Source organism: Mesorhizobium sp. M0676 (assembly GCF_040320535.1).
GTDB lineage: Bacteria > Pseudomonadota > Alphaproteobacteria > Rhizobiales > Rhizobiaceae > Mesorhizobium.
The window spans coordinates 69,896-96,244 of record NZ_JAMYPU010000014.1 but is presented as its reverse complement, the minus strand read 5'-3'; the positions used below and the strand labels follow the sequence as shown (position 1 = coordinate 96,244).

Annotated in this window: 28 protein-coding genes; 22 read left to right on the top strand and 6 right to left on the bottom strand. The window is 63.2% G+C overall.

What is annotated here, in order from left to right; translation table 11 throughout:
* Positions 1 to 83: 83 nt before the first annotated feature.
* From NKI35_RS17365 to lpdA, 6 genes are read left to right on the top strand one after another with little or no spacing between them, the layout of a single operon-like run.
* Positions 84 to 3,071, top strand: coding sequence for a 2-oxoglutarate dehydrogenase E1 component (locus NKI35_RS17365; RefSeq protein WP_023670536.1), 2,988 nt, complete (start codon positions 84 to 86; stop codon positions 3,069 to 3,071).
* Between the two features lie 48 nt (positions 3,072 to 3,119).
* A complete protein-coding gene (odhB, locus tag NKI35_RS17360; protein ID WP_023670535.1) occupies positions 3,120 to 4,412 on the top strand; it encodes a 2-oxoglutarate dehydrogenase complex dihydrolipoyllysine-residue succinyltransferase in 1,293 nt (430 codons plus the stop codon).
* 16 nt (positions 4,413 to 4,428) lie between these two features.
* Positions 4,429 to 5,166 carry a DUF4241 domain-containing protein gene (locus NKI35_RS17355; RefSeq protein ID WP_031251241.1) on the top strand — a complete coding sequence of 246 codons (738 nt, stop codon included), beginning with the start codon at positions 4,429 to 4,431 and terminating at the stop codon, positions 5,164 to 5,166.
* Positions 5,163 to 5,669: a hypothetical protein gene (locus tag NKI35_RS17350; protein WP_352741040.1), complete on the top strand. Its 507-nt coding sequence runs from the start codon at positions 5,163 to 5,165 to the stop codon at positions 5,667 to 5,669. The genes NKI35_RS17355 and NKI35_RS17350 overlap by 4 nt, the downstream gene beginning before the upstream one ends.
* On the top strand, positions 5,666 to 6,421 hold the full coding sequence (locus NKI35_RS17345; protein WP_352741038.1) for an SDR family oxidoreductase: 756 nt from the start codon (positions 5,666 to 5,668) through the stop codon (positions 6,419 to 6,421). The genes NKI35_RS17350 and NKI35_RS17345 overlap by 4 nt, the downstream gene beginning before the upstream one ends.
* A gap of 23 nt (positions 6,422 to 6,444) precedes the next feature.
* Positions 6,445 to 7,851: a dihydrolipoyl dehydrogenase gene (gene lpdA, locus NKI35_RS17340; protein ID WP_352741036.1), complete on the top strand. Its 1,407-nt coding sequence runs from the start codon at positions 6,445 to 6,447 to the stop codon at positions 7,849 to 7,851.
* Between the two features lie 859 nt (positions 7,852 to 8,710).
* On the opposite strand, the gene NKI35_RS17335 is transcribed toward lpdA, so the two are convergent.
* Both NKI35_RS17335 and NKI35_RS17330 read right to left on the bottom strand, forming a co-directional pair.
* Positions 8,711 to 9,775 carry a TraB/GumN family protein gene (locus NKI35_RS17335; protein ID WP_023821964.1) on the bottom strand — a complete coding sequence of 355 codons (1,065 nt, stop codon included), beginning with the start codon at positions 9,773 to 9,775 and terminating at the stop codon, positions 8,711 to 8,713.
* Between the two features lie 74 nt (positions 9,776 to 9,849).
* Positions 9,850 to 10,788, bottom strand: coding sequence for a tyrosine recombinase XerC (locus tag NKI35_RS17330; protein WP_023670529.1), 939 nt, complete (start codon positions 10,786 to 10,788; stop codon positions 9,850 to 9,852).
* Positions 10,789 to 10,906: 118 nt separating this feature from the next.
* Here NKI35_RS17330 and rimM point away from each other — a divergent pair, with 118 nt between their 5' ends.
* Positions 10,907 to 11,506, top strand: a complete 600-nt coding sequence (gene rimM, locus NKI35_RS17325) for a ribosome maturation factor RimM (RefSeq protein WP_023814767.1) — start codon at positions 10,907 to 10,909, stop codon at positions 11,504 to 11,506.
* Positions 11,503 to 12,219 (top strand): tRNA (guanosine(37)-N1)-methyltransferase TrmD, encoded by a 717-nt coding sequence (gene trmD, locus NKI35_RS17320; protein ID WP_352536274.1) that lies wholly within the window; start codon positions 11,503 to 11,505, stop codon positions 12,217 to 12,219. Before rimM ends, trmD begins: the two co-directional genes overlap by 4 nt.
* Here the strand turns inward: trmD and NKI35_RS17315 are convergent.
* On the bottom strand, positions 12,216 to 12,545 hold the full coding sequence (locus NKI35_RS17315; RefSeq protein ID WP_352741034.1) for a hypothetical protein: 330 nt from the start codon (positions 12,543 to 12,545) through the stop codon (positions 12,216 to 12,218). The genes trmD and NKI35_RS17315 overlap by 4 nt on opposite strands.
* 45 nt (positions 12,546 to 12,590) lie before the next feature.
* Positions 12,591 to 13,343 carry a sulfite exporter TauE/SafE family protein gene (locus NKI35_RS17310; RefSeq protein ID WP_352741032.1) on the bottom strand — a complete coding sequence of 251 codons (753 nt, stop codon included), beginning with the start codon at positions 13,341 to 13,343 and terminating at the stop codon, positions 12,591 to 12,593.
* Positions 13,344 to 13,669: 326 nt separating this feature from the next.
* Here NKI35_RS17310 and rplS point away from each other — a divergent pair, with 326 nt between their 5' ends.
* The 8 genes from rplS (at position 13,670) to leuC (ending at position 19,714) form a co-directional block, all read left to right on the top strand.
* Positions 13,670 to 14,230 carry a 50S ribosomal protein L19 gene (gene rplS, locus NKI35_RS17305; RefSeq protein WP_023747377.1) on the top strand — a complete coding sequence of 187 codons (561 nt, stop codon included), beginning with the start codon at positions 13,670 to 13,672 and terminating at the stop codon, positions 14,228 to 14,230.
* Between the two features lie 157 nt (positions 14,231 to 14,387).
* The gene (locus NKI35_RS17300; protein WP_023694503.1) at positions 14,388 to 14,816 is read left to right on the top strand and encodes an organic hydroperoxide resistance protein; all 429 of its coding nucleotides are present in this window, start codon (positions 14,388 to 14,390) and stop codon (positions 14,814 to 14,816) included.
* A complete protein-coding gene (locus NKI35_RS17295; protein ID WP_023683877.1) occupies positions 14,813 to 15,310 on the top strand; it encodes a MarR family winged helix-turn-helix transcriptional regulator in 498 nt (165 codons plus the stop codon). The genes NKI35_RS17300 and NKI35_RS17295 overlap by 4 nt, the downstream gene beginning before the upstream one ends.
* Before the next feature lie 236 nt (positions 15,311 to 15,546).
* Positions 15,547 to 16,347, top strand: a complete 801-nt coding sequence (locus tag NKI35_RS17290) for a transporter substrate-binding domain-containing protein (protein WP_023694502.1) — start codon at positions 15,547 to 15,549, stop codon at positions 16,345 to 16,347.
* 169 nt (positions 16,348 to 16,516) lie between these two features.
* The gene (locus tag NKI35_RS17285) at positions 16,517 to 17,332 is read left to right on the top strand and encodes an amino acid ABC transporter permease (protein WP_352741029.1); all 816 of its coding nucleotides are present in this window, start codon (positions 16,517 to 16,519) and stop codon (positions 17,330 to 17,332) included.
* 58 nt (positions 17,333 to 17,390) lie between these two features.
* Positions 17,391 to 18,026: a class I SAM-dependent DNA methyltransferase gene (locus NKI35_RS17280; RefSeq protein ID WP_023730242.1), complete on the top strand. Its 636-nt coding sequence runs from the start codon at positions 17,391 to 17,393 to the stop codon at positions 18,024 to 18,026.
* Positions 18,023 to 18,232: a hypothetical protein gene (locus tag NKI35_RS17275; RefSeq protein ID WP_352656430.1), complete on the top strand. Its 210-nt coding sequence runs from the start codon at positions 18,023 to 18,025 to the stop codon at positions 18,230 to 18,232. Before NKI35_RS17280 ends, NKI35_RS17275 begins: the two co-directional genes overlap by 4 nt.
* A 72-nt stretch (positions 18,233 to 18,304) precedes the next feature.
* Positions 18,305 to 19,714: a 3-isopropylmalate dehydratase large subunit gene (leuC, locus tag NKI35_RS17270; protein WP_023670518.1), complete on the top strand. Its 1,410-nt coding sequence runs from the start codon at positions 18,305 to 18,307 to the stop codon at positions 19,712 to 19,714.
* Positions 19,715 to 19,822: 108 nt separating this feature from the next.
* Here leuC and NKI35_RS17265 read toward each other — a convergent pair whose 3' ends face one another.
* Entirely contained in the window at positions 19,823 to 20,134 is a 312-nt protein-coding gene (locus NKI35_RS17265; protein ID WP_023670517.1) for a hypothetical protein, read from the bottom strand.
* 162 nt (positions 20,135 to 20,296) lie between these two features.
* Between NKI35_RS17265 and NKI35_RS17260 the strand changes: the two genes are divergently transcribed.
* Positions 20,297 to 21,493, top strand: a complete 1,197-nt coding sequence (locus NKI35_RS17260) for a GGDEF domain-containing protein (protein ID WP_352741027.1) — start codon at positions 20,297 to 20,299, stop codon at positions 21,491 to 21,493.
* Between the two features lie 37 nt (positions 21,494 to 21,530).
* On the opposite strand, the gene NKI35_RS17255 is transcribed toward NKI35_RS17260, so the two are convergent.
* Positions 21,531 to 21,902 (bottom strand): hypothetical protein, encoded by a 372-nt coding sequence (locus tag NKI35_RS17255; protein WP_023687709.1) that lies wholly within the window; start codon positions 21,900 to 21,902, stop codon positions 21,531 to 21,533.
* A 252-nt stretch (positions 21,903 to 22,154) separates the two neighbouring features.
* Between NKI35_RS17255 and NKI35_RS17250 the strand changes: the two genes are divergently transcribed.
* From NKI35_RS17250 to NKI35_RS17230, 5 genes are all read left to right on the top strand, one after another.
* Positions 22,155 to 22,625, top strand: a complete 471-nt coding sequence (locus NKI35_RS17250; RefSeq protein WP_352741025.1) for a hypothetical protein — start codon at positions 22,155 to 22,157, stop codon at positions 22,623 to 22,625.
* Between the two features lie 240 nt (positions 22,626 to 22,865).
* Positions 22,866 to 23,285 carry a succinate dehydrogenase, cytochrome b556 subunit gene (gene sdhC, locus NKI35_RS17245; protein WP_023747372.1) on the top strand — a complete coding sequence of 140 codons (420 nt, stop codon included), beginning with the start codon at positions 22,866 to 22,868 and terminating at the stop codon, positions 23,283 to 23,285.
* Positions 23,285 to 23,683 (top strand): succinate dehydrogenase, hydrophobic membrane anchor protein, encoded by a 399-nt coding sequence (sdhD, locus tag NKI35_RS17240; RefSeq protein WP_023683885.1) that lies wholly within the window; start codon positions 23,285 to 23,287, stop codon positions 23,681 to 23,683. The genes sdhC and sdhD overlap by 1 nt, the downstream gene beginning before the upstream one ends.
* A 1-nt stretch (position 23,684) precedes the next feature.
* The gene (sdhA, locus tag NKI35_RS17235) at positions 23,685 to 25,514 is read left to right on the top strand and encodes a succinate dehydrogenase flavoprotein subunit (RefSeq protein ID WP_023687711.1); all 1,830 of its coding nucleotides are present in this window, start codon (positions 23,685 to 23,687) and stop codon (positions 25,512 to 25,514) included.
* 40 nt (positions 25,515 to 25,554) lie between these two features.
* Positions 25,555 to 26,334: a succinate dehydrogenase iron-sulfur subunit gene (locus NKI35_RS17230; protein WP_023670510.1), complete on the top strand. Its 780-nt coding sequence runs from the start codon at positions 25,555 to 25,557 to the stop codon at positions 26,332 to 26,334.
* Positions 26,335 to 26,349: the final 15 nt, after the last annotated feature.

The window sequence follows — 26,349 nt, the reverse complement described above, 5'->3', positions numbered from 1 at the left end:
GACCCGGGAAAAATCCCTACTCGCTATTCGCTACTCACTATTCGCTTTTGAAAAGGAGACGGAGCCAGGCTCCGCGGACAAAAATGGCAAGACAAGATCAGGCCAACGACCAATTTTCGCTCACCTCTTTCCTCTATGGCGGCAATGCCGACTATATCGACGCGCTGTACGCGTCCTATGAGGATGATCCAGAGTCGGTAAACCCCGAATGGCAGGATTTTTTCGCCGGGCTGAAGGACGACGCCGGCGATGTGCGCAAGAACGCCAAGGGCGCTTCCTGGGCAAAGCCCTCCTGGCCGCTGCAGGCCAATGGCGAACTGGTGTCGGCGCTCGACGGCAATTGGGGCATCGTCGAGAAGCATCTGGAAAAGAAGGTCAAGGACAAGGCGGTCACCAATGGCGTCGTGCTGTCGGATGCCGACGTGCATCAGGCGACGCGCGATTCGGTGCGCGCCATCATGATGATCCGCGCCTTCCGCATGCGCGGCCATCTGCATGCCAATCTCGACCCGCTCGGCATCGCCAAGCCGCTTGAGGACTATAACGAGCTGTCCCCGGAGAATTACGGTTTCACCGCAGCCGACTACGACCGGCCGATCTTCCTCGACAATGTGCTCGGCCTCGAATTCGGCACCATCCGGCAGATGCTGGAGATCCTGACCCGCACCTATTGCTCGACGCTCGGTGTCGAGTTCATGCACATTTCCGACCCCGAGGAGAAGGCCTGGATCCAGGCGCGCATCGAGGGTGCCGACAAGGAGATTTCCTTCACCGCTACGGGAAAAAAAGCGATCCTGCAGAAGCTGGTCGAGGCCGAAGGCTTCGAGCAGTTCATCGATGTCAAGTACAAGGGTACCAAGCGCTTCGGCCTCGATGGCAGCGAAGGCCTGATCCCGGCGCTGGAGCAGATCATCAAGCGCGGCGGCCAGCTCGGCATGAAGGAGATCGTGCTCGGCATGGCGCATCGCGGCCGGCTGAACGTGCTGTCCCAGGTGATGGCCAAGCCGCACCGCGCCATCTTCCACGAGTTCAAGGGCGGCTCGGCCGCTCCTGACGAGGTCGAGGGCTCGGGCGACGTCAAGTACCATCTCGGCGCCTCGTCGGACCGCGAATTCGACGGCAACAAGGTGCATCTGTCGCTGACCGCCAATCCTTCGCATCTGGAAATCGTCGATCCGGTTGTGATGGGCAAGGCGCGCGCCAAGCAGGACTATCTGTTCGGCCGCAGCCGCGAGGAGATCGTGCCGCTGGAAGAGCGCGCCAAGGTGCTGCCGCTGCTTCTGCATGGCGACGCCGCCTTTGCTGGCCAGGGCGTAATCGCGGAAATTCTCGGCCTGTCGGGCCTGCGCGGCCACCGCGTCGCCGGCACGCTGCATTTCATCATCAACAACCAGATCGGCTTCACCACCAATCCGCGCTTCTCGCGCTCGTCGCCTTATCCGTCCGACGTCGCCAAGATGATCGAGGCGCCGATCTTCCACGTCAATGGCGACGACCCGGAAGCGGTGGTGCATGCCACCAAGGTGGCGATCGAATTTCGCATGAAGTTCCACAAGCCGGTGGTGGTGGACATGTTCTGCTATCGCCGCTTCGGCCACAATGAGGGCGACGAACCGGCCTTCACGCAGCCGATCATGTACGCCAACATCCGCAACCACAAGACGACGGTGCAGATCTATGGCGACCGGCTGATCGCCGAGGGCCATATCAGCCAGGCCGAACTCGACAAGATGAAGGCCGACTGGCGCGCCCATCTGGAGTCCGAATGGGAAGTCGGCCAGCACTACAAGCCCAACAAGGCCGACTGGCTGGACGGCGCCTGGTCTGGTTTGCGCACCGCCGACAACCAGGACGAACAGCGCCGCGGCAAGACCGCCGTGCCGGTCAAGGTGCTGAAGGACATCGGCAAGAAACTGACCGAGGTGCCGAAAGGTTTCGAGGCGCACAAGACCATCATCCGCTTCCTCGAAAACCGCCGCCAGGCGATCGACTCCGGCGAAGGCATCGACTGGTCGACGGCCGAGGCGCTGGCCTTCGGCGCCATCCTGCTCGACGGCAATCCGATCCGGCTCTCCGGCCAGGATTCAGAACGCGGCACCTTCTCGCAGCGCCATTCCGTGCTCTACGACCAGCGCGACGAGACCCGCTACATCCCGCTCAACAATCTCTCGGCCGCACAGGCCGGCTACGAAGTCATCAACTCGATGCTGTCGGAAGAGGCGGTGCTCGGCTTCGAGTATGGCTACAGCCTGGCCGAGCCTAAGGCGCTGACGCTCTGGGAAGCGCAGTTCGGCGATTTCGCCAACGGCGCCCAGGTGGTGTTCGACCAGTTTATCTCGTCGGGCGAGCGCAAGTGGCTGCGCATGTCGGGCCTGGTCTGCCTGCTGCCGCATGGCTATGAGGGCCAGGGGCCGGAACATTCCTCGGCCCGGCTCGAGCGTTTCCTGCAGCTCTGCGCCGAAGACAATATGCAAGTCGCCAACTGCACCACGCCGGCAAACTACTTCCACATATTGCGCCGGCAACTGAAGCGCGACTTCCGCAAGCCGCTGATCCTGATGACGCCGAAGTCGCTGCTGCGCCACAAGCGGGCAGTGTCGACGCTGCCGGAAATTTCGGGCGAAAGCTCGTTCCATCGGCTGTTGTGGGACGATGCCCAGCTGTTGCAGAACCAGGCGATCAAGCTCACCAAGGATTCCAAGATCCGCCGCGTCGTGCTGTGCTCGGGCAAGGTCTATTACGACCTCTACGAGGAACGCGAGAAGCGCGGCATCAACGACATCTATCTCTTGCGCGTCGAACAGCTCTACCCGTTCCCGGCCAAGGCCCTGATCACCGAGCTGTCGCGCTTCCGCAATGCGGAGATGGTGTGGTGCCAGGAAGAGCCCAAGAATATGGGCGCCTGGTCGTTCATCGATCCGTATCTGGAATGGGTGCTGGCTCATATCGACGCCAAGCATCAGCGGGTGCGCTACACCGGCAGGCCGGCGGCGGCATCGCCGGCGACCGGCTTGATGTCGAAGCATTTGGCGCAGCTCGCCGCCCTGCTCGAAGACGCGCTCGGCGAATAGAACAAACCCGGCGAATAGAACAGACAGAGAAGAAACGGAACAGGCACAATGGCTACCGAAATCCGCGTTCCCACTCTCGGCGAATCCGTCACCGAGGCGACCATCGGCAAGTGGTTCAAGAAGGTCGGCGATGCCATTGCCGTCGACGAGCCGCTGGTCGAGCTCGAAACCGACAAGGTGACGGTGGAGGTGCCTGCCGCCGCCGCCGGCACGCTGGGCGAGATCACCGCCAAGGAAGGCGAGACCGTCGGCGTCGGCGCGTTGCTGGGTTCGATCTCGGCAGGCGTCGCCACGGCCGCCCCGGCGTCCAAGCAGGAGACCAAGCCGCAAGCGGTGTCGCAGGCTTCGAGCCCGGACGCAGCGCACACGACCAGGCAGGCTGCGGCTGAGACCGCCAAGATAGCCGGCGACGCCGGGCCGGTCGAGCCGCGCACCATGCCGCCGGCGCCAGCTGCCGCGAAGCTGATCGCCGAGAACAATCTGTCGGTCGACCAGGTTTCCGGGTCGGGCAAGCGCGGCCAGGTGCTGAAGGGCGATGTGCTCGACGCGATTTCCAAGGGCGCGCCGTCGCAGCCGGCCGAAATTCCGAAGGCCGCACCGGCTCCGGTCGCCGTGCGTGCGCCGTCTTCGGGCGACGATGCGTCGCGCGAGGAGCGCGTGCGCATGACCAAGCTGCGCCAGACCATTGCGCGCCGGCTGAAGGAAGCGCAGTCGACCGCCGCCATGCTGACCACCTTCAACGAGGTCGACATGTCGGCGGTGATGGCGCTCAGGACCAAGTACAAGGACATCTTCGAGAAGAAGCACGGCGTGAAGCTCGGCTTCATGGGCTTCTTCACCAAGGCGGTTACGCACGCATTGAAGGAAATCCCCTCGGTCAATGCCGAGATCGACGGCACCGACATCATCTTCAAGAACTATGCCCATATCGGCGTTGCCGTCGGCACCGAAAAGGGTCTCGTCGTGCCGGTGGTGCGCAATGCCGACCAAATGTCGATTGCCGAGATCGAGAAGGATATCGGCCGGCTGGGCATCGCCGCGCGGGACGGCAAGCTGTCGGTCGCCGACATGCAGGGTGGTACGTTCACCATCTCCAATGGCGGCGTTTACGGCTCACTGATGTCGACGCCGATCCTCAATGCGCCGCAGTCCGGCATTTTGGGCATGCACAAGATCCAGGACCGGCCGGTCGTGGTCGGCGGCCAGATCGTGATCCGGCCGATGATGTACTTGGCGCTGAGCTACGATCACCGTATCGTCGACGGCAAGGAAGCCGTGACCTTCCTGGTCCGCGTCAAGGATAGCCTGGAGGATCCCGAACGGCTGGTGCTTGATTTGTGATCGGAGCTGATCCGTCATGAGCGGCTGGCTGGCGCGGTTTGGGTTCAAGCTCGGTCGAGTAGCGGGTAGCGTATTGAGGCGTTCCCGGCCGGCGGCTTCCGCCGCCATCTCTCCGCCGGCGACATCGACTGAATGGGATTCGGCGCCGGCGAGCAGCAATCTCGGTGTCTTCGCTCTCAGCGAAGCCGAAATGGCGGAGCGGAAGATCATCGTCACCGCGATCGGTGAGCTTGAGCTACCGACCGGCGAAATCATCGCTTGCGATCCACTGATTACCGGGCTGGAACGGCCTGTGTTTAGCCGTAAGGTCAGGCCGGGATGCTATCCAGTCACGTTGCTTGAGGCGCAAGGCCGTGTTGCTGCAGCGGTATTGCGGTTTGGCACTGGCTTGCCGGTGCGGTGGGAGTTGGCTGCCTTCGTCCGCGACGTCGGCACATCGTCCTGGAAGTCTGGATTTATTGTCGATGATAATGTTGCTTCGTTCATGGACAAGTCGGTTCTGACGCTGATGTCCAAGCAGGAGGAACTCGACAGCTATCTTGCTGACGTTGCATGCTCGTTCGACAAGTTCCGCATGGATAATCCGGTTGATGGAAATCCGCTTAATATAGCCATGTTCGACACTGGCTTCGGTGATGGGAACTATTATTCCTTCTGGGGACTGGATGCGGCCGGCGAGCCGCTGGTCTTGATGACCGATTTCGAGGTGCTCGAAAACGCCGACGGCCGCGAGAGCAGCCCGAGCAATTCATGACAAACATCGCTTCGCCAATGATCGGATTTATGGCCGGGCTGGCTGTTCTCGCAGCGGGTTACGAGGCGCATGCCGCCTGCCCGCTGGCGCTTGCTGTCTATGGCGATGCCGAAAGCGAGGCCGGCATTGATTTCCGGCCGACGACGGATGCGGTCACCGTCACCAACTCGTTCAAGATGGTGCTCGACAAGGGCATCGTTCTCGACGGCATTGTCATGTGGACATCCGGTGTTTCGCGACCGCAAGGGTCGCTGATGTACAAATGCCCGACCGGCGACGTCACCGGTGACGAGCTTGCCGGCTGCACGGTGTGGCAGGGTGTCGTCTACAGCGCCGACGACAAGGGCAACATCGCGCTCCTGGCGGCGGAAGGCACGGACGCGCCGCAGAGCCTGATCTTCCCCGATCTCGGGCCGTCGCTGCAGATGTCGACGGCCTTCGGCCCGAACGGTTTCTCAAAACTGCCATGGGACGTGTTTCTGCTGAAAGGTTGCCAGGAATGAGCGCGTCCAAGAAGGTGCTTCTGGTCACCGGCGGCAGTCGTGGCATTGGCGCGGCCACCTGCCGGCTTGCGGCAAAGGCGCGCTACCGGGTCGCGGTCAACTATGCCTCGAACGAGGCTGCCGCCAAGGCGCTGGTCGACGAAATCGAGGCGGCGGGTGGCGAGGCATTTGCCGTCAAGGGCGACGTCGGCGTCGAAGCCGACATCGTCGCCATGTTCGAAGCCGTCGATCGCGCCTATGGCCGGCTCGACGCCCTGGTCAACAATGCCGGAATCGTCGACGTCAAGGCGCGCGTCGATGAGATGAGCCTGGCGCGGCTGGAGCGCATGATGCGCATCAATGTCATCGGCTCGTTCCTGTGCGCGCGCGAAGCGGTCAAACGCATGTCGAGCAAGCATGGCGGCCAGGGCGGCGCCATCGTCAACATCTCGTCGGCGGCGTCGCTACACGGCTCGGCCGGCGAATATGTCGACTATGCCGCGTCCAAGGCGGCGATCGACACGTTCACGCTCGGCCTGGCGCGCGAAGTCGCGACCGAAGGCGTGCGGGTCAATGCGATACGGCCGGGCATTATCGACACCGAGATCCATGCTTCGGGCGGCCAGCCGGACCGGGTCGAGCGGTTCCGCGACATGCTGCCGATGAAACGAGCCGGCACGGCCGATGAAGTCGCGTATGCCGTTCTCTATCTTTTGTCGGATGAAGCGTCCTACACGACGGGCGCAATCCTGAATGTAAGCGGCGGCCGCTGAGCCCCAAGCTAAGGGAAACGAACATGGCTTATGATGTCGTTATCATCGGGTCGGGACCGGGCGGCTATGTCTGCGCCATCAAGGCGGCACAGCTCGGGCTCAAGGTCGCGGTGGTCGAGAAGAACGCCACTTTCGGCGGCACCTGCCTGAACATCGGCTGCATCCCATCCAAGGCGCTGCTTTATGCCTCGGAAATGTTTGCCGAGGCCGGCCATTCCTTCAATGCGCTGGGCGTCGAGATACCGGCGCCGAAACTCAATCTGAAGAAGATGATGGCGCACAAGGACGCGACCGTTTCGGCCAACGTCAATGGCGTCGCCTTCCTGTTCAAGAAAAACAAGATCGATAGTTTCCGCGGCACCGGGAAGGTGGTTGCGGCCGGCAAGGTGTTGGTGACGGCTGAGGACGGCAAGGTCGAGGAGATCGAGACGAAAAATATCGTTATTGCCACGGGCTCCGATGTCGCCGGCATTCCCGGCGTCAAGGTCGACATCGACGAGAAGGTGATCGTATCGTCGACCGGCGCGCTATCGCTGGAGAAAGTGCCGGGACATCTGGTGGTTGTCGGCGGTGGGGTCATCGGTCTGGAGCTCGGCTCGGTATGGGCACGGCTCGGCGCCAAGGTCACCGTGGTCGAATTCCTCGACGCCATCCTGGGCGGCATGGACGGCGAGGTCTCCAAGCAGTTCCAGCGCCTGCTTTCCAAGCAGGGTTTCGAGTTCAAGCTCGGCGCCAAGGTGACAGGGGTGACCAAGGCCAAAAAGGGCGCCGCCGTTACGTTCGAGCCGGTCAAGGGTGGTGCGGCCGAGACCATCGAGGCCGACGCGGTGCTGATCTCGACCGGACGCCGGGCCTATTCCGACAGCCTCGGGTTGAAAGAAGCCGGCGTCGAGGTCGACGAGCGCGGCCGGGTCAAGACCGACGGGCATCTCAGGACCAACGTGGCCGGCATCTACGCCATTGGCGACGTCATCGCCGGTCCGATGCTGGCGCACAAGGCCGAGGATGAAGGCGTGGCGGTGGCCGAGACCATTGCCGGCCAGGCCGGCCATGTGAATTACGACGTCATTCCGAGCGTCGTCTACACCAGCCCGGAAATCGCTTCGGTCGGCAAGACAGAGGAAGAGCTGAGGAAGGCCGGCATCGACTACAAGATGGGCAAATTCCCGTTCACCGCCAACGGCCGCGCGCGCGCCATGCTGCACACGGACGGCTTCGTGAAGATCCTCGCCGACAAAGCCAGCGACCGCGTGCTCGGCGTCCACATTGTCGGCTTCGGCGCCGGCGAGATGATCCATGAGGCGGCGGTGCTGATGGAGTTCGGCGGCTCCTCGGAAGACCTCGCCCGCACCTGCCACGCGCATCCGACAATGTCGGAAGCGGTGAAGGAAGCAGCGCTGGCGACGTTCTTCAAGCCGATCCATATTTAAGGAAACGCTGGAGGGACAGCACCCCCCTCTGGCCTGCCGGCCATCTCCCCCTCAAGGGACCCTCAAGGGGGGAGATTGGACTTCACCGCCGCGTCGCGAGCTTTCAAGTTTCTCACGTTTCTAACCTGGCGCTGTTCGTGAACTGCCGATCTCCCCTCTCGAGGGGGAGATGTCCGGCAGGACAGAGGGGGCGGTGAAGAATCGCGACGCTCGCCGATAGGTGCCCCAAACAAAACGGCCCGCTTTTCAGCGGGCCGTTCTTGGCTGGAATCAAGATGCCAGATCAGTTGGCCAGATTACGGGCTCGGCGCCGGAGCGGGCGCGGGTGCCGGGGCTGGCGCAGGAGCCGGTGCGGGAGCAGGGGCTGGTGCGGGAGCCGGTTCGGCGGGCTTCATCGGCTCAGCCGGTGCAGGTGCGGGCGCCGGTGTGCTGGCTGCCGGCGGCTCTGCGGGTGCAGGATGTTCGCCGCTTCTGCCGAAAACATAGTACGCGACAATCGCAAGGATGACGACGACCAGCGCAATCAGCCAGCCGCTGCCACCACCCGACCTGGGCGCTGGATCGTTAGGGTTCGCCATAAAAGTGTCCTCCGTGGATGAAAAGCATCAATCAACACCCCTCAACGCGCAACCGTTGAACGGGTTCATACTAGGCCTTCAAATTGACGAACGCAGGAAAATTCTGATTCGCAACCGCTCGTTGGCCTGTATTTCCCCCGCAAAATCAATCACGAACGAGGTAGAACGAGCTTAGCTGGCCTTTTCCGCCAAAAATAGGGCCAACCGCCTCCGCTTTGCGAATCAGTTGCGCACCGCACAGAGCCGGGCTTACGTGATTCGGCATTCAAGACGGGCGCTGCTCAGTCGACGGCGGTGACGGTATAGCCGGCCTTGCGAAAATCCTCGACCAGGCCTTCGGGGCCGGGAAGATGCATGGCGCCGACGGCCATGAAGGCATTGCCCTTGGCCAGGATCGGTGCGGCATGGTCGGCCATGACCTTGTTGCGGCCGGTGATCATCGTCCGGTCGAATTCGGCGTAACCTGCGTCGTCGTCTTCGTCGGGCGAGATCGAACGCAACAGCGGCCAGAAGGTGCCGGTGTCGCCGCGCTGGTAAAGCACGATCATGGTTTCGTTGATGTCGTTTATCTTGTCGCCGAGCTTCAGGGTCTCGACCAGCCCTTTGATGTGGAACGCAATCGGCAGCGAGGCCATGGCGCGCAGCTGGCTGGCAGCGGTCTCCAACCCTTCCACCGGCTTCCCCAAGGCCTTGGCGTCCTGCGCCAGCTTGACGTCCAGAACCGGTGCGCCGCCTGCCTGACGGGCGACCTCACAGACCGGCAGCGCGACCATGGCCGACAGCAGCCACGGCTTCATCTTGGAGACGCTCGCCGGCGGAATGCCGCGCGCATCGAGCCCTTTGTTCACCACCGCCGCATCCTCCGGCGACAACAGCGACGACAACGTCGTGTTGTCGGTGAACATCATCAGCTCGGGTTCCTTGAGCATGGCCTCCATCATCTTCTGCTTGTCGAGCACGTCGGTGGTCTCGATGATGATGGTGCCGGCGGCGTCATAGGCTTTCCTGGCTGCCGGCGGCAGAGTGGTCACGCGCGGGTCGGTCATGTGCATGGTGCCGAACAGGAAGGATGGCTTTTCGCCTGATTTCTCCAGCTTCCACAACAGGCCCTTGCCGTTCAGCGTCGCTGCTGCTTCCGTCTCGATCCTGGAATAGGTGGCGGGGTCTTCCTTCTGCAGGGCCGACAGCAGATCGGCGCCGGCGCAGGCCGGGGCTTCGGCATGCGCCCTGCCCATGGCAAGCAGCAGCACGACGAGAAAAGACAGGCAAAACACGGCGTTGAGCGCGACGAGCAGCTTCAGCGACACAAGGGCCGCGCGATCGGCAATGGCAAGGGCGCGTTTCATGGTGCGGTTCTAGGACTGAAAAGCGGCGAAACGGTTAACCGGCGTGGGGAAATTGTCCTGGACTTATACAGTGGTCACGCGCGGGGATGCGCGGATTCGTAAATCTCGAGCAGTCTTGCGGTGTCGACGCCGGTATAGACCTGCGTCGTCGACAGGCTGGCGTGGCCGAGCAGTTCCTGGATGGTGCGCAGGTCGCCGCCGCGCCCGAGCAGATGGGTGGCGAAGGAATGGCGCAACGCGTGCGGCGTCGCGGTGTCAGGCAGGTTCAGCGCCGAGCGCAGCCTGGCCATGTCGCGCTGGACGATGGCCGGGTTGAGCGGCCCGCCGCGGGCGCCGCGAAACAGCAGGCCCTTGGGATCGAGATGGTAGGGACACAGTTTTCGGTATTCGGCGATTGCCCTGAGCGCCACCGGCAGCACCGGCACCAGCCGTGTCTTGCCACCCTTGCCGGTGACGCGCAGCACGGTGTCGGCTTCCGATGCCAGGTCGGCGGCGCTGAGGCCCAGCGCTTCGGAAATGCGCAGGCCCGATCCATAAAGCAGCGTCAGCACGGCGGCGTTGCGGGCGGCGATCCAGGGCTCTTCAGCCAGCTGGCCTTCCACCGACACGACATGTTTGGCATCGCTGGCGGTCAGCGGCTTGGGCAGCGATTTCGGCTGGCGCGGCGCGCGCAAAGCTGCTGCACCCGCGGCGTTGGCGAGGCCGCGCCGTTCGAGGAAACGCAGCAGCGAACGGATGCCGGCAAGACCCCGGCCGAGCGTGCGGGCGCCGGCGCCAGCGTTGCGCCGCGCGGCAAGAAAGCCGCGCAGATCGGCCGGGCGTAAGGTTGCGATGTCGGAAATGCCGGGCGAGCCGCCGCAATGTCCGGTCAGGAAATGCAGGAACTGGCGCGTGTCGCGCTCATAGGCTTCGACGGTCGCCGGTGACAGCCGACGCTCGCGCGCCAGCATCTTCAGCCAGCTTTCGCGCGCTGCCTGGAGGTCGGGTTTTGCCGGGATGAGAAATTCCTGCATGCCGCCATTGTCAGGCAGCCGGGTTAGGAAGCGGTGAAGAACCTGTCATTGAAATGGCCACGGGCGATCATTGAAATGACGCCGGTAGGGCGTTAGAGCAGGGCAAAGGATATCAGCCATGTCGAAGCCCCAGAACCCCGTGCAAATGGCCGTGATCGGCGCCGCCCACGGCATCAAGGGCGAATTGCGGGTGAAAACCTTCACCGGCGAGCCGCTGGCGCTGGCGGATTATGGCCCGCTCTATGCCAAGGACGGCCGCGCCTTCCAGATCATCGACATAAGGCCGGCAAACACTGTCGTCGTGGTGCGTTTCAAGGGCATTGCCGACCGCAACGCCGCCGAGGCGCTGGCCGGCACGGAGCTGTTCGTCGACCGCTCGATGCTGCCGGACGATGGCGAAGAGGACGAGTTCTACCACGCCGATCTCGTCGGGCTGGAAGTCCGCGACGACACGGATGCGGTTGTCGGCAAGGTGGTCGCGGTACACAATTTCGGCGGCGGCGACATTCTCGATGTCACGCTTGGCGGGCGCAAAGGCGTGCTGATCCCGTTCACGCAGGCCGCCGTGCCGCAGGTGGTGGTTGCCGAAGGTTTTGTCCGTGTCGATCCGGCGGCGGCCGGGCTGGTCGAGGACGAGGATGGCGAGGCGCCGCGCGAAGAAGACTTCGACGCGAAGGGCCGGCCGCGCGGGCCACGCGACGCCGGGGGCAACCGGTGACGTTCAAGGCTTCGGTGCTGACGCTCTATCCCGAGATGTTTCCGGGCGGGCTAGGTCTGTCGCTGGCCGGACGGGCGCTCGAAGTCGGGACATGGTCGCTGGAAGCTATCCAGATCCGCGACTTCGCCAGCGATCGCCATCACACCGTCGACGACACGCCGGCCGGCGGTGGCGCCGGCATGGTGATGCGCGCCGATGTGCTGGCCAAGGCGATCGACCACACCTCGCCGTCCGGCGATCCGCGTCCAAAATTGCTGATGAGCCCGCGCGGCAAGCCGTTGACGCAGGCGCGGGTGCGCGAGCTGGCCGCCGGGCCGGGCGCCGTCATCGTCTGCGGCCGCTTCGAGGGTGTAGACCAGCGATTGATCGAGGCGCGTGGGCTGGAGGAAGTCTCGATCGGCGATTTCATCCTCTCCGGTGGCGAGCCGGCAGCCCTGGTGCTGCTCGATGCCGTGGTCCGGCTGTTGCCCGGTGTGATGGGCAATGCGGTATCAGGCGAGGAAGAAAGTTTTGAGAACGGTCTGCTCGAACATCCGCATTACACGCGACCGCAGGAGTTCGAAGGCAGGCCAATCCCCGACGTGCTGGTTTCCGGCAATCACAAGAAGATCGCCGCCTGGCGCCGCGCAGAGTCCGAGAGGCTGACGAAGGAGCGGCGGCCTGATTTGCTGGAGAATGGCAACGATGGCGGAAATCGCCAAAGGCCGGGCTAGCCTCTGATCTTCTCTATGAGTTTTTCCTCTTCCAAAAACTCGGCGACAACCGCAAACGCAAAACCCGACGAAGTGTCGCGTGATGTGACACCATGAATGACAGCAGCAATTTCAGGCAAATAGCCTGCGACCGGAATCTCGTCGTCTGGTTCCTCCTCACGGTTTCGATTGATTTTTTCAGCCTGCCTATAGATTGCGGCCATGATTTCCGGATCTGCTTTTAGCAGCTCAGAGACTTGATGAAATTCGGCATCGGTCAGAAACTCGTACTGGCGAGTACCATCGGCTAACGGATTTCTGGGAATTACGACTTTGTAGTCCGACATTTCGTTTTCTCTGGGCGAAACATGAAAACCGAATCTGTTCGTCACTCAGCCCTTGGCGAAATAATAAAACGCCAGAAACAGGCCGACGGCGATGACGAAGCCGCGCACGGCGTTCTGCGGCACGCGCTTGGCGATCCAGACACCGGCATAGCCGCCGAGCGCGCCGCCGGGGATCATGACAATCGCCTGCGGCCAGGCGACGACGCCGCCGGAGACGAAGACCAGTATGGCAACGGCGGCGATGACAACGGCCAGCATGTTCTTCAGCGCGTTCAGCCGGTGATAGTCGCCGGCTTGCGTCAGGCCGAGCGTCGCCAGCATCATGACGCCCATGCCGGCGCCGAAGAAGCCGCCATAGATGGCGGTAGCGAACTGCGCCAGCGAACCGGCCAGAGAGCCGACCGTGGCTTCATGCCCAGGCTTCGGCGTTGGTTTCAGCCACGGCCCGGCGGCGAACAAGGCGGTTGCGGCCAGCAGCAGCCACGGCACGAGGGCGCGGAACGACGGATTTGAGAGCGCCAGCAGGATGAGCGCACCAGCCAGCGCGCCCAAAGCCGAGATCAGGCAAAGCAGCAGCGCGCCGCGCCAGAAATGCTTGATGTCGGTCCAGTAAGCCAGCGTCGAGGTGATGTAACCGGGAAACTGCGTTACCGAGGACGTGGCGTTGGCGACGATCGGCGGCAGGCCGGCCAGCGTCATGGCGCCGAAGGTTATGAAGGTGCCGCCGCCGGCAACCGCGTTGACGGCGCCTGACAGAAAACCCGCGAGGAAGAGCAGGACTGCGTCGAAAACAGACATTGTGAGGCCGCCGGATAAGTGTGCTGCTCCCGGATTAGGAAGCTTGAAGGGCCGGCGCAACCCTGCACTGGACGATTGCGTGGTGGCATGCGACCAAAAAAGACAGGGCCAAGGCGTGACAAGTCAGTGAAATAGCTGTATGTGCCCGCCCGTACTGGCGAGAAAAATCTCCCGGACCCGTCAACAATGACGGTGTAGTCGCCCCTGCCCAATGTTTCGAAGACAAGATGTCTCGGGGACAAAGGGCATAGCCGAGCGGTCAATGGAACTGCAAGGCGAGTGTCGGACGCTCTGACTGTCGGAAGAACAAGAAGTGGACTATTGAGATGGATATCATCCGTCAGCTCGAGGCCGAACAGGCCGCCAAGATCGAAGCCAAGCGCAAGCTTCCCGAGTTTCAGCCCGGCGACACCGTGCGCGTCCAGGTCCGCGTGACCGAAGGCACCCGCACCCGCGTCCAGGCCTATGAGGGCGTCGTCATCGCCCGCGCCGGCGCCGGCTTCCAGGAAAATTTCACCGTCCGCAAGATCTCCTACGGCGAAGGCGTCGAGCGCGTTTTCCCGGTCTACTCGCCGATGGTCGAAGGCGTCGAGATCGTGCGCCGCGGCAAGGTGCGCCGCGCCAAGCTCTATTATTTGCGCGACCGTCGCGGCAAGTCGGCCCGTATTTCGGAAAACACCGGCGTGCGCGCCCGCAAGCTCAACGATGAGGAGCGCGACGCGCTGAACGCCGAGAAGGCCCGCATCGAAGCCGAGAAGGTTGCCGCTGCCCAGGCGCTGGCCGCCGAGACGGCCGCCAAGGAAGCCGCCGAGAAGAAGGCCGCCGACGAGGCTGCAAAGGCGGCCGACGAGGCTGCAAAGGCGGCAGAAGCGACCCCGGCCGAATAAATCTGGTCGGTCCAAGGATTTTGAAAAGGCGGCTTCGGCCGCCTTTTTTCGTTTCACCAGACTGTGAACGATTGCCGGCCGAGAGTTTGGCCATGGCTGTTGACTCGAATTATCTTGTACACTAAATGATGGTGTACAAATAAAATGGAGAACTGACATGGCACTCTACACCACACAGGCTCGCGTCACCGGCGGCCGCGCCGGCCACGGCGAGACCAGCGACGGCCTGCTGAAGGTCGACCTCGCTTTGCCGAAGGAGCTCGGCGGACAGGGTGGCGCCACCAATCCCGAGCAGCTGTTCGCGGTCGGCTATGCCGCCTGCTTCGAAAGCGCCATCCGCTTCGTCGCGCGCAAGCAGAAGCTGCCGCTGGACGATGCGGCGGTGAGCGCCACCGTCAGCCTGCTTCCCAATGGTGAAGGCTTCAAACTTGGTGTCGCACTGGCCGCGGAGACCAAAGGCCTTGATCAGGCGGCGGCGGAAGCGCTTGTATCGGCAGCGCATCAGATTTGCCCCTATTCCAATGCGATCAAAGGCAATATCGAGGTGGCGCTTTCGACCGTGGCGCTTCCGGCAAAGGCAGCATGACGACGAAGACCGAAACCAGGGCCAGCGAAGTCCCGGCGGACACCGCCGGGAGGATCGCCGTTCCGCGCCTCGACCAGCAGCTCTGCTTCGCGCTCTATTCGGCGAGCGGGCTGATGACCAAGCTCTATCGGCCGCTGCTTGACCCGCTCGGCCTGACCTATCCGCAATATTTGGCGATGCTGGCGCTGTGGCAGCATGCGCCGAGCACGGTCGGCGAACTCGGCGAGGCGCTGGGGCTGGATTCGGCGACATTGACGCCTCTGCTCAAGCGGATGGAAGCGGCTGGTCTCGTCACCCGCCGTCGCGATCCGGCCGACGAGCGCCGCGTGCTGGTCGAACCGACTGCCAAGGGCCAGGCGCTGCGCGCCCGCATCAAGGACGTATCCGCAGGCCTTGCCTGCGCCATGCCGCTGGAAGTCGAGGAGCTGAAGTCGCTGCACCGGACCTTGACCGGATTTGTCGCCAAGCTGCGTGAGGCTACGTCACCATCCTGATCCGTCATCTGACGGGTTCCCGTGTCCAGGAGGGGCCTGGTTTGCCGGCGGCGCAATCACGGAATAAATTCCGACCACGGGGCGTTCTAAAACCGCGTTGGTTGAAGGCATTGGAATCCGCTTTACCGGACGCTGAGCACCGGACCGGCTTGCAAGCCGTCTGCGGACGGCTAAAGTCGCGCCTGGATTTTCATGCGAGCCCGGCTGCAAGCGGGCTTCTCATCCTGGAGCGTGTCATGACCAAATCGAAGCTGCTGCTGGCCGCCCTCGCGGCCTGTTTCCTCGCGCCCGTCGCTGCATGGGCGGCCGATGCGCTGCCCGATCTCGGCGGCAAGAAGGTCGTGGTGGTGACGGAAAACGCCTATCCGCCGCTGCAGTTCATCGACGCCAAGACCGGCAAGCAGATCGGCTGGGAGTATGACGCGATGGACGAAATCGCCAAGCGGCTGAACTTCAAGGTGGAGTACCAGAACACCTCCTGGGACGCGATGATCCAGGCGGTTTCCGACAACCAGTACAACATTGGCATGACCGGCATCACCATCAAGGACGACCGAAAGGAGAAGGTCGATTTCTCCGACCCCTATATGCGTTCGGAGCAGTTCATGCTGGTGCGCGCCGATGAAAGCCGCTTCACCGACGCCAAGACCTTCGCCGCCTTCAAGGACGGGTTGATCGGCGCGCAGGCCGGAACGACGCCGTTCTACACCGCCGTCTACAGCGTGCTCGACGGCAATGAGCAGAACCCGCGCATCAAGCAGTTCGAGACCTTCGGCGCTTCGGTGCAGGCACTGAAATCCGGCGACGTCGATGTCGTCCTGACCGACGGCACCGCCGGCAAAGGCTATGTCGATGCCTCCGGCGGCAAGCTCAAGCTGATCGGCGGCCCGCTCGGCACCGAGGAGTTTGGCTTCATCTTCCCGAAGGGCTCGGACCTGGTGAAGCCGGTCAACGCGGCGATCGCGGCGCTGAAGGCCGACGGCACGATCGAGGCGCTGAACAAGAAGTGGTTTCTCGACTACAAGATGGGGCAGTGATGTCCGACTCCTTACCCTCCCCCTTGTGGGGAGGGTCGATCCGCGAAGCGGAGCGGGGTGGGGGTGCCAGCGCCGGCGCTTTGTCACGACCCCCACCCCGGCTCACCAGCTTTGCGATGCAAAGCTTGTTCGCCGACCCTCCCCACAAGGGGGAGGGTGAAGCGCCCTGATGGCCACGCCCCCCGCTTCGACTCTCAAATCCGATTTCCCCTGGTGGCTTGCCGCTGCGATCGCGCTCGCCATCGTGGCTGCGCTCTGCATTGCCGCCAGCGATCTCTACGCCCAGGTTTTTGCCACCGTCGCCAAAGGCATCGGCATCACCATTCTTGTCACCGTGGTCGCCTTCGCGCTGGCTTCCGCCATCGGGCTCGGCATTGCGCTGATGGGGCTGTCGGGGTCGCGTTGGCTCAGGCAGATCGCTCGTTTCTATGTCGAGATCATCCGTGGCGTGCCGATCCTGGTGCTGTTGTTCTGGATCGCCTTCGCCGGCGCGCCGGCCTTCGTGACTGCGTGGAATGCGCTGACCGCGCCGCTGCAAAACGCCGGCTATCTCGGCGAGCTTTTGGTGCGCGACGTGTCGCTGTTGTGGCGTGCAATCATGGCGCTGACCATCGGTTATTCCGCCTTCATCTCCGAGGTCTTCCGCGCCGGCATCCAGTCGGTCGAGAAAGGCCAGATCGAGGCTGCCAAGGCGCTCGGGCTGACGCGCACGCAGCGCTTCCGGCTGATCGTGTTCCCACAGGCGATCCGCACCATCCTGCCGCCGCTCGGCAATGACTTCGTCGCCATGGTCAAGGATTCCTCGCTGGTCTCGGTGCTCGGCGTCGCCGACATCACGCAGATGGGCAAGATCTACGCCGCCGGCTCATTCCGCTTCTTCGAGACCTATTCGATCGTCGCCTATATCTATCTCATCCTCACCGTCAGCCTGTCGCTGGCGCTGCGGGGGCTGGAGCAGCGACTTCGGCGGGCGCAGCAGGAATAGAAGTCCGACGCGGGCACGGCTACGATCGCGGAGGACAGGATTCCGGAGGATGCAGGCGATGACGATCGACAAGGCCAATGCGGCGCTGGGTACCGTCTATTCGGCCGACACGCCGGAAGGGCTGGCCAAGGCCTATGCAGACTGGGCCGCGACCTATGACGGCGAAACCGCTTCACTAGGCTATCTGCTGCCGTTCCTGATCACCGCCTGGGTGGCGCGCCATGTGAAGGTGGGTGAAGGCCCGCTGCTCGACGCCGGCTGCGGCACCGGCCTGTCGGGCCCGTCATTGAAGGCGCTGGGTTATCACGACATTGCCGGGCTCGACCTCTCCGACGACATGCTGAAGATCGCCGGCAGCCGCAATGCCTATGGCGATCTGAAGCAGGCAATGCTCGGCGGGCCGCTGCCCTGGCCAGACGGGCATTTCCGCGCCTTCTTCTCGACTGGCGTGTTCACCATCAGCCATGCGCCGGCGTCCGGCCTGCACGAGCTTGTCCGCATCACCAGAAAAGGCGGCCACGCGATCTTCACCGTGCGCGACCAGGTGTTCGACAGCGGCGGCTTCCAGGCCGTGTTCGACGGGCTGGAGCGGGCCGGGAAATGGCGGCCGGCCGAGCAAAGCCCATGGTTCCGCTGCTATGCGATCGCCGAGCCGGATGCGTTGGTAAAGACTTTTGTGTTCGAGGTGCTTTGAGCGCCGCCCTCTTCGCCTTCTCTCACAAGGGGAGAAGCGAAAGCACGCCGCAATTGCCGAAAAGCCAAAACATTGGTATGAGCCACGCCATGGAAGAGCTTTTTGGCGATCCGGCCTATAAGGGTTTCGTGCTGCAGGACAGAAAACGCCTGCCGTCGCGTTTCTCTTCGCGCATTTCCGGCGCGCTCACCAGCCAACTTAGCTAAGCCGCTTTCGCCGGGCCGAAGGCTTCGGCGCGTCTGCCCTTCCCCTTTTTGCAAATCGACGGATTTACGCACATGAGCGCACCGCGCACCCTCTACGACAAGATTTTCGACGACCATGTCGTCGATCGCCAGGATGATGGCACCTGTCTGCTCTACATCGACCGCCATCTCGTCCATGAAGTGACCAGCCCGCAGGCCTTCGAAGGTCTGCGCATGACCGGCAGAAAAGTCCGGCATCCGGAAAAGACGCTGGCCGTGGTCGATCATAATGTCTCGACCTCGCCGGAGCGCAAATTCGGCATCAAGAACGAGGAAAGCCGCATCCAGGTCGAGGCGTTGGCCAAGAACGCTAGGGATTTCGGTGTCGAATATTATTCCGAGAACGATATCCGCCAGGGCATCGTCCACATCATCGGGCCGGAGCAGGGCTTCACGCTGCCCGGCATGACGATCGTCTGCGGCGACAGCCACACCTCGACGCATGGCGCCTTCGGCGCACTGGCGCATGGCATCGGCACCTCCGAGGTCGAGCATGTGCTGGCGACGCAGACGCTGATCCAGCGCAAGGCCAAGAACATGCTGGTGCGTGTCGATGGCCAGTTACCGGAAGGCGTCACCGCCAAGGACATTATCCTCGCCATCATCGGCGAGATCGGCACCGCCGGCGGCACCGGCTATGTCATCGAATATGCCGGTGAGGCTATCCGCGCGCTGTCGATGGAAGGCCGCATGACGATCTGCAACATGTCGATCGAGGGCGGCGCGCGCGCCGGCCTGATCGCGGCCGACGAAACCACCTTCGCCTATGTCAAGGGCAAGCCGCGCGCGCCGAAGGGCGCGTCGTGGGACGCCGCGCTCGAATACTGGAAGACGCTGCAGTCCGACGAGGGCGCGCATTTCGACAAGGTGATCGTGCTCGACGCGGCCAAGCTGCCGCCGATCGTCTCCTGGGGTTCCTCGCCCGAGGACGTCGTTTCGGTGCAGGGCGTCGTTCCCAATCCGGAAGAGATCACGGACGAGAACAAGCGGACGTCAAAGATCCGCGCGCTCGACTATATGGGGCTGACGCCGGGCACGAAGATCACCGACATCACGCTCGACCGCGTCTTCATCGGCTCCTGCACCAATGGCCGCATCGAGGATCTGCGTGCGGTGGCCAAGGTGGTCGAAGGCAAGACGGTGAGTGCGCATGTCGATGCGATGATCGTGCCGGGCTCCGGTCTGGTCAAGGAACAGGCGGAGGCCGAGGGTCTCGACAAGATCTTCATTGCCGCCGGTTTCGACTGGCGCGAGCCGGGCTGCTCGATGTGCCTGGCCATGAACGACGACCGGCTGAAGCCGCATGAGCGCTGCGCCTCGACCTCGAACCGCAATTTCGAAGGCCGGCAGGGCTTCAAGGGCCGCACCCATCTGGTATCGCCGGCCATGGCGGCGGCGGCGGCGATCGCCGGCCATTTCGTCGACATCCGCGACTGGAAATAGCGCAGACTGGTTCAAGCCTGATCTGAGCGTATGCAAAACCCCGAACGGCAACACCGTTCGGGGTTTTGTTTAAAGCGCGCCGCTCTAAGACCCTTGGGGTATTATGCCCTAGCCGGCACGCCGGATGATTTCATGAAATTCCTCCCGGCTGCCGGGTTCGTCGGCCGCGACCACCAGCGCCAGTTCGCGCTCGTCGAAGATCTTGAACCACTCGTCCCATTCGACCAGCTCGTAGCCGCCTGCGTTGACCGGGCGTTCAGGCTGATCCTGGTCCTGATAGGCGTGCTGGCCGAAGACGAGCCTCAGCAACGGCTGCGTTCCGGTTTCGGGCGATACATCGACGATCGCCGGAAATCCGGCGCGCCCTGCGGCCCATGAGCGAATTGCTTCGTGATCGGTCAGCGTGATCGTGTCGGCCATGAACAACTTCTCCTTGATTGCTGTCAGGAAACGCCGGCCTCAGGTCCTGGTTCCGTGCACCAGCTTCATGAGTGGCGACTTGCATATTCGTCCCGGCTTAACCGCTTGTTGGGGCTTGCGCTCTAAGGTCTTCCCGGACGTCAAGCGGGAAGTCACCGTCCTTTGGACACCGGCCTGTTCATAGCGCTGCTCAATCCGACGATCGCGCTGGCGCTCGGCGCGGCGTTCCTCGTGCTATGGTTCTATCAGCGCCACCGGCCCTATCTGGCTGTGCTCGGCACGAGCTATTGCGTGTCCGCGCCCGGCTTCCTGCTGCAGTATTTCACGCTGCCCGGCGGCATGGTGCTGACCAAGCTGGTCTCCAACCTCTGCTTCACGCTCGCCGCCTGCTGCCTCGTCGGTGCGATCATCTCGCGCTACGGCAGGCGCGTGCCCTATATCGCGATCGGCATTCTGGCGGGTGGCGGGATGGTCGCATTCTGCTGGTTCCTGTTCGTCCAGCCGGACTTAACTTGGCGCATCCTGTCGATCAATTTCGGCTTTGGCGGCCTCAGCTTGCTGGTCGCCGCCGAGCTGCGCGCCGTGCGCAAGAACGGCCCGACGGAAAAAATCCTGTTCGTATTGTCGCTGCTGTCCGGGCTGAACTTCATCGGCCGCACGCTGCTCGTCGTCATCTCGCACGGGCCGTTCACCAGCTATGACGGGTTTTATGGCTCGTCCTACTGGACGACGGCGCTTTTGACGCACGCGCTGCTGTCGTTGCTGATCGCGCTCTGCCTGTTCTCGGCAGCTGCGCTCGACGTGATGAAGGCGCTGAAGACCGAGACGCACACCGATCCGCTGTCTGGCCTGCTCAACCGCAGGGGTTTCGAGGAGCGCGCCTTGCTGGTGCTGCAGCATTGCGCTGTTACCAAGGTGCCGGTCGCGCTGGTGCTGGCCGATCTCGATCACTTCAAGGCGCTCAACGACAAATACGGACATGCCGCGGGCGACCAGGTGATCGCCGACTTCGCCGCCAAGCTTCGCGCGGCCGCCGGCATGCGTGCGGTTGCCGGCCGCATCGGCGGCGAGGAGTTCGCCGTGCTTCTGTCGCTGAGCGATCTTGCCACGGCGCGGCTGTTTGCCGAAGCCGTGCGCACGCACTATTCGGCCGGCAGTGTCGACGGGTTGCCGCCGGGCACCAGGGTGACCGCGAGCTTCGGCGTCGCGGCGCGCACCGGCGACGAAGGGCTGGAGCCGCTGATGCGGCGCGCCGACGAAGCGCTCTACAAGGCCAAGAAGAACGGCCGCGACAGTGTGCGATTGTCCTATGAGCGGGCGGAAACGGTGTTCATCCCGGATACAGGCAGCGTCGGTTAGCGTCTCGCTTAAACGGCCTCTCGGCCGTGCCGGATCATCAGCGGCAAGGGCTGAGGTTGGGCATTTCGCCATCGGAGAGGCCGTACATATAGGAGCGGCCCTTCACGAACACCGGCGGCTGGTAGCAGCCACGCCTGGAGATGTGATCCGCCTCGTCTTCATAAAGGACTTCCGGTTCCGCTTCCGGCTGCCCGGCGCTGGTGTAGTCGGACAATTTCTTGGCCAGCCTGCCTTGGCCGACAATGATGCGCTTGTAGCCGGCGGCGCTGTCGATGACGAGATTGCCCAGGGAATCGGCATAGACGCGGTCATGATGGCGCGACCAGGCCATTGCCGGGGCGGCGAAGCCGAGACTGGCTGTCGCCAGCACAAGCGCCGCAAGGCGCGCTCTTCCTGAATTCGAAAGCATGGTGTCCTCTCTGCTGTGGACCCGATCGAATCGGAAATTAACCTTTTCTTAACCTTTGTTAAGAGGGCAGGCGCATCCGGCGGCGATCTCTCGCCAAACATGGTTAATATCCGACGGGATGGAAACCCGGGCGTCATCATTCGGCCATGCTTGCCCGCACCATCGGCCGCGACGCACACAACTACGCTGACGTCGGGTGAGCTTGATCTTGGTGGAACATCGCGGCTAGTTAGCCGCGCAGGAGGACAGCATATGGCGTTACGCCGGACGTTTCGGGTGACGCTGTTGTCGATCCCCTTGCTGACTGCCGCAGCCTGCGTGCCGCAGAACGGCGCGCCGACGGCGGTGAATACCGTACCACCCACTGTCGCGCCCGTGCCGGCTCAGCAGTCCGCCGCACCTGTGGCGCCCCCGGCTTCCGCAACGGCTCCGACAGCGCCTGCCGCACGTTCAGCCAAGATCGTCACCGACCTTACCGCGCCGCGGTCTGCTGTCGGCACGGCAACTTACAGATGCGGCAATGGCGGCATGATCACCATCCAGAACCTCGGCACGGCGTTGCGCGTTCTCAGGCCCGATGGCACGACCGAGGAGTTTGCCGCATCACCCGCCAACCAGTCCAGCCGCTACCAGGAAGCCGCGTCGCATGACGCAATCGTGATCGACGCGCGCGAGGCGCTGGTGATGAAGAGGGGCTCGACACCACAGACCTGCAAACGATAGCCTGGCGTCGATTGCAAAGGAAATGCCGCACTGCAGCGAACGGTGCGCCGGCTTTCGACGGTGGCCAAATCGATTGAAGCGAAACAGCAGCCTTTTGTCAGACTAAATGACGTTTTCAAAACGATTTTCCGGCTTTGACGCGGTGCAAAAAGAGCATTAGAAACCGGCTGTCTGAAGTCATATATCGAGGCGGTAAGTGCCGCTTTCCACCGCGGCTCCGGACATCGAACTGGGGCAGCCATGAGCAAATCACCAGCCACCCGAACCGCCAGACGTGAACGGCCGCTCTCGCCGCACCTGACGATTTACCGCCCACCGATCACCATGACGATGTCGATCATTCACCGCATCACTGGCGGGGCGCTGTATTTCGGCACGCTGCTGGTCGCCGCGTGGCTGATGGCGGCGGCGAGTTCGCAAGGCGCTTTCGATTGGATCAACTGGGCCTTCGGCACCTGGCTCGGCCGGCTCATCCTGTTCGGCTACACCTGGGCGCTGATGCACCACATGCTGGGCGGCGTGCGCCATCTCGTCTGGGACACCGGCGCCGGGCTGGAGAAAAACACGGCATCGAAGATCGCCTGGGCGACGCTCGCCGGTTCCATCCTGCTCACGCTGCTGATCTGGGTCGCCGGCTACATGGCGCGGGGAACCTTGTGATGAGCGGCACGAACAACAACGATATGCGCACGCCGCTGGCCAAGGTCCGCGGTCTGGGCTCGGCCCGCGAAGGCACCGGGCATTTCTGGCGACAGCGGCTGACGGCCATTGCCAACATCCCGCTGATACTGTTCTTCGTCGGGTTCCTGATCGCGCTCAATGGCGCCGGCTTCGCCGAGGTGCGGGCGGCGCTCGCCAGTCCGTTCGTGGCGCTGGTGTTGGCGCTGGTGCTCGTTTCCGGTCTCACCCATATGCGTGTCGGCATGCAGGTCATTATCGAGGATTACGTGCATGCCGAAGGCATGAAGCTGGCGCTGATCGCACTCAGCACGTTTTTCACCATAGCGGTCGGCGTCGCCTCGATCTTCGCCCTGCTCAAACTGGCATTCGGAGGCTGATTTGGCCAAGGACGCGAAATCGGCCACCGGCTATACCTTTGTCGACCACAAGTTCGACGTGGTGGTCGTCGGCGCCGGCGGCGCCGGCCTGCGCGCCACGCTCGGCATGGCCGAGCAGGGCCTGCGCACGGCCTGCATCACCAAAGTGTTCCCGACCCGCTCGCACACGGTGGCGGCACAAGGCGGCATTGCCGCGTCGCTGTCCAACATGGGTCCGGACTCCTGGCAGTGGCACATGTACGACACCGTCAAGGGTTCGGACTGGCTGGGCGACGTCGACGCCATGGAATATCTGGTGCGCGAGGCACCGGCGGCGGTCTACGAGCTCGAGCATTACGGCGTGCCGTTCTCGCGCACCGAAGAGGGCAAGATCTACCAGCGGCCGTTCGGCGGACACATGATGAATTATGGCGACGGCCCGCCGGTGCAGCGCACCTGTGCTGCCGCCGACCGCACCGGTCACGCCATCCTGCACACGCTCTACGGCCAGTCGCTGAAGAACAATGCACAGTTCTTCATCGAGTATTTTGCGCTCGACCTGATCATGGAACCGGACGGCACCTGCACCGGCGTCGTCGCCTGGAACCTCGACGACGGCACCATCCATCGCTTCTCCGCCAAGATGGTGGTGCTGGCGACCGGCGGATATGGCCGCGCCTATTTCTCGGCGACGTCGGCGCACACCTGTACAGGCGACGGCGGCGGCATGGCGGCACGGGCGGGCTTCCCGCTGCAGGACATGGAGTTCGTGCAGTTCCATCCGACAGGCATATACGGCGCCGGCTGCCTGATCACCGAAGGCGCGCGCGGCGAGGGCGGCTATCTCGTCAATTCCGAGGGCGAGCGCTTCATGGAACGCTACGCGCCGTCGGCCAAGGACCTGGCCTCGCGCGACGTCGTCTCGCGTTGCATGACGCTGGAGATCCGCGAAGGCCGCGGGGTCGGCAAGAACAAGGACCATATTTTCCTGCATCTCGACCATCTCGATCCGGCCGTGCTGCATGAGCGGCTGCCGGGCATTTCGGAATCGGCCAGGATTTTCGCCGGCGTCGACCTGACCAAGGAGCCGATCCCCGTGCTGCCGACGGTGCACTACAATATGGGCGGCGTGCCGACCAATTACTGGGGCGAGGTGCTGAACCCGACGGTCGAGAATCCTGACCGGGTGTCACCCGGGCTGATGGCGGTCGGCGAGGCCGGCTGTGCCTCCGTGCACGGCGCCAACCGGCTGGGCTCGAACTCGCTGATCGATCTGGTGGTGTTCGGCCGCGCCGCCGCAATCCGCGCCGGCCAGGTCATCGACCGCAATTCGGCGATCCCTTCGCCCAACGAAGCCTCGGTCGAAAACATCATGGACCGCTTCGACCGGCTGCGCCACGCCAATGGCTCGACGCCAACCGCCGTTCTGCGTGAGAAAATGCAAAAGGCGATGCAGGAAGACGCCGCCGTGTTCCGCACACAGGAGTCGCTCGAAAACGGCTGCAAGCGCATTTCGCAGATATGGACCGAGCTCAAGGACCTGAAAGTCTCCGACCGCTCGATGATCTGGAATTCCGACCTGGTCGAGACGCTGGAGCTGGAAAATCTGATGGCCAACGCCATCACCACGGTCTACGGCGCCGAGGCGCGCAAGGAGAGCCGCGGCGCGCATGCGCGCGAAGATTTTTCGGCCCGAGACGACATTATCTGGCGCAAGCATACGCTGGCCCGGCTAAGCGAGGACGGCCAGGTGAGCCTCAGCTATCGTCCCGTGCACACCGAGCCGCTGGTGGCGGAAAAGGACGGCGGCATCAGTCTTGCCAAGATCGCGCCGAAGGCCAGGGTATACTGACCATGGTGCCGAAGCCCGCCATCCGAAAGGATCTGAGGTAATGGTCGAACTCACGCTTCCCAAGAACTCCAAGGTGCAGCCGGGCAAGACCTGGCCGAAGCCGGAGGGCGCCACCAACCTGCGGGAATACCGCATCTACCGCTGGTCGCCCGACGATGACGAGAACCCGCGCATCGACACCTATTTCGTCGACATGGACGATTGCGGGCCGATGGTGCTCGACGCGCTGCTCTGGATCAAGAACAAGATCGATCCGACGCTTGCCTTGCGCCGCTCATGCCGCGAAGGCATTTGCGGCTCCTGCGCCATGAACATCGATGGCTCCAACACGCTGGCCTGCACCAAGGGCTGCGACGACATTTCCGGCGCCGTCAAGGTCTACCCGCTGCCGCATATGCAGGTGGTCAAGGATCTGGTGCCCGACCTCACCAATTTCTACGCCCAGCACGCCTCGATCCAGCCATGGCTGAAGACAGTGTCGCCAGAGCCAGCCAAGGAATGGCTGCAGAGCCATGAGGACCGCGAAAAGCTCGACGGGCTCTACGAGTGCATCCTATGCGCCTGCTGCTCGACCTCGTGCCCGAGCTACTGGTGGAACGGCGACCGCTATCTCGGCCCGGCGACGCTGCTGCAGGCCTATCGCTGGCTGATCGACAGCCGCGACGAAGCCACGGGCGAACGGCTCGACGATCTCGAAGACCCATTCCGGCTCTACCGCTGCCACACCATCATGAACTGCGCCCAGACCTGCCCGAAGGGGCTCAACCCGGCCAAGGCGATTGCGGAAATCAAGAAGATGATGGTGGAGCGCAGAGTCTGACGCCGCCGCTACCCG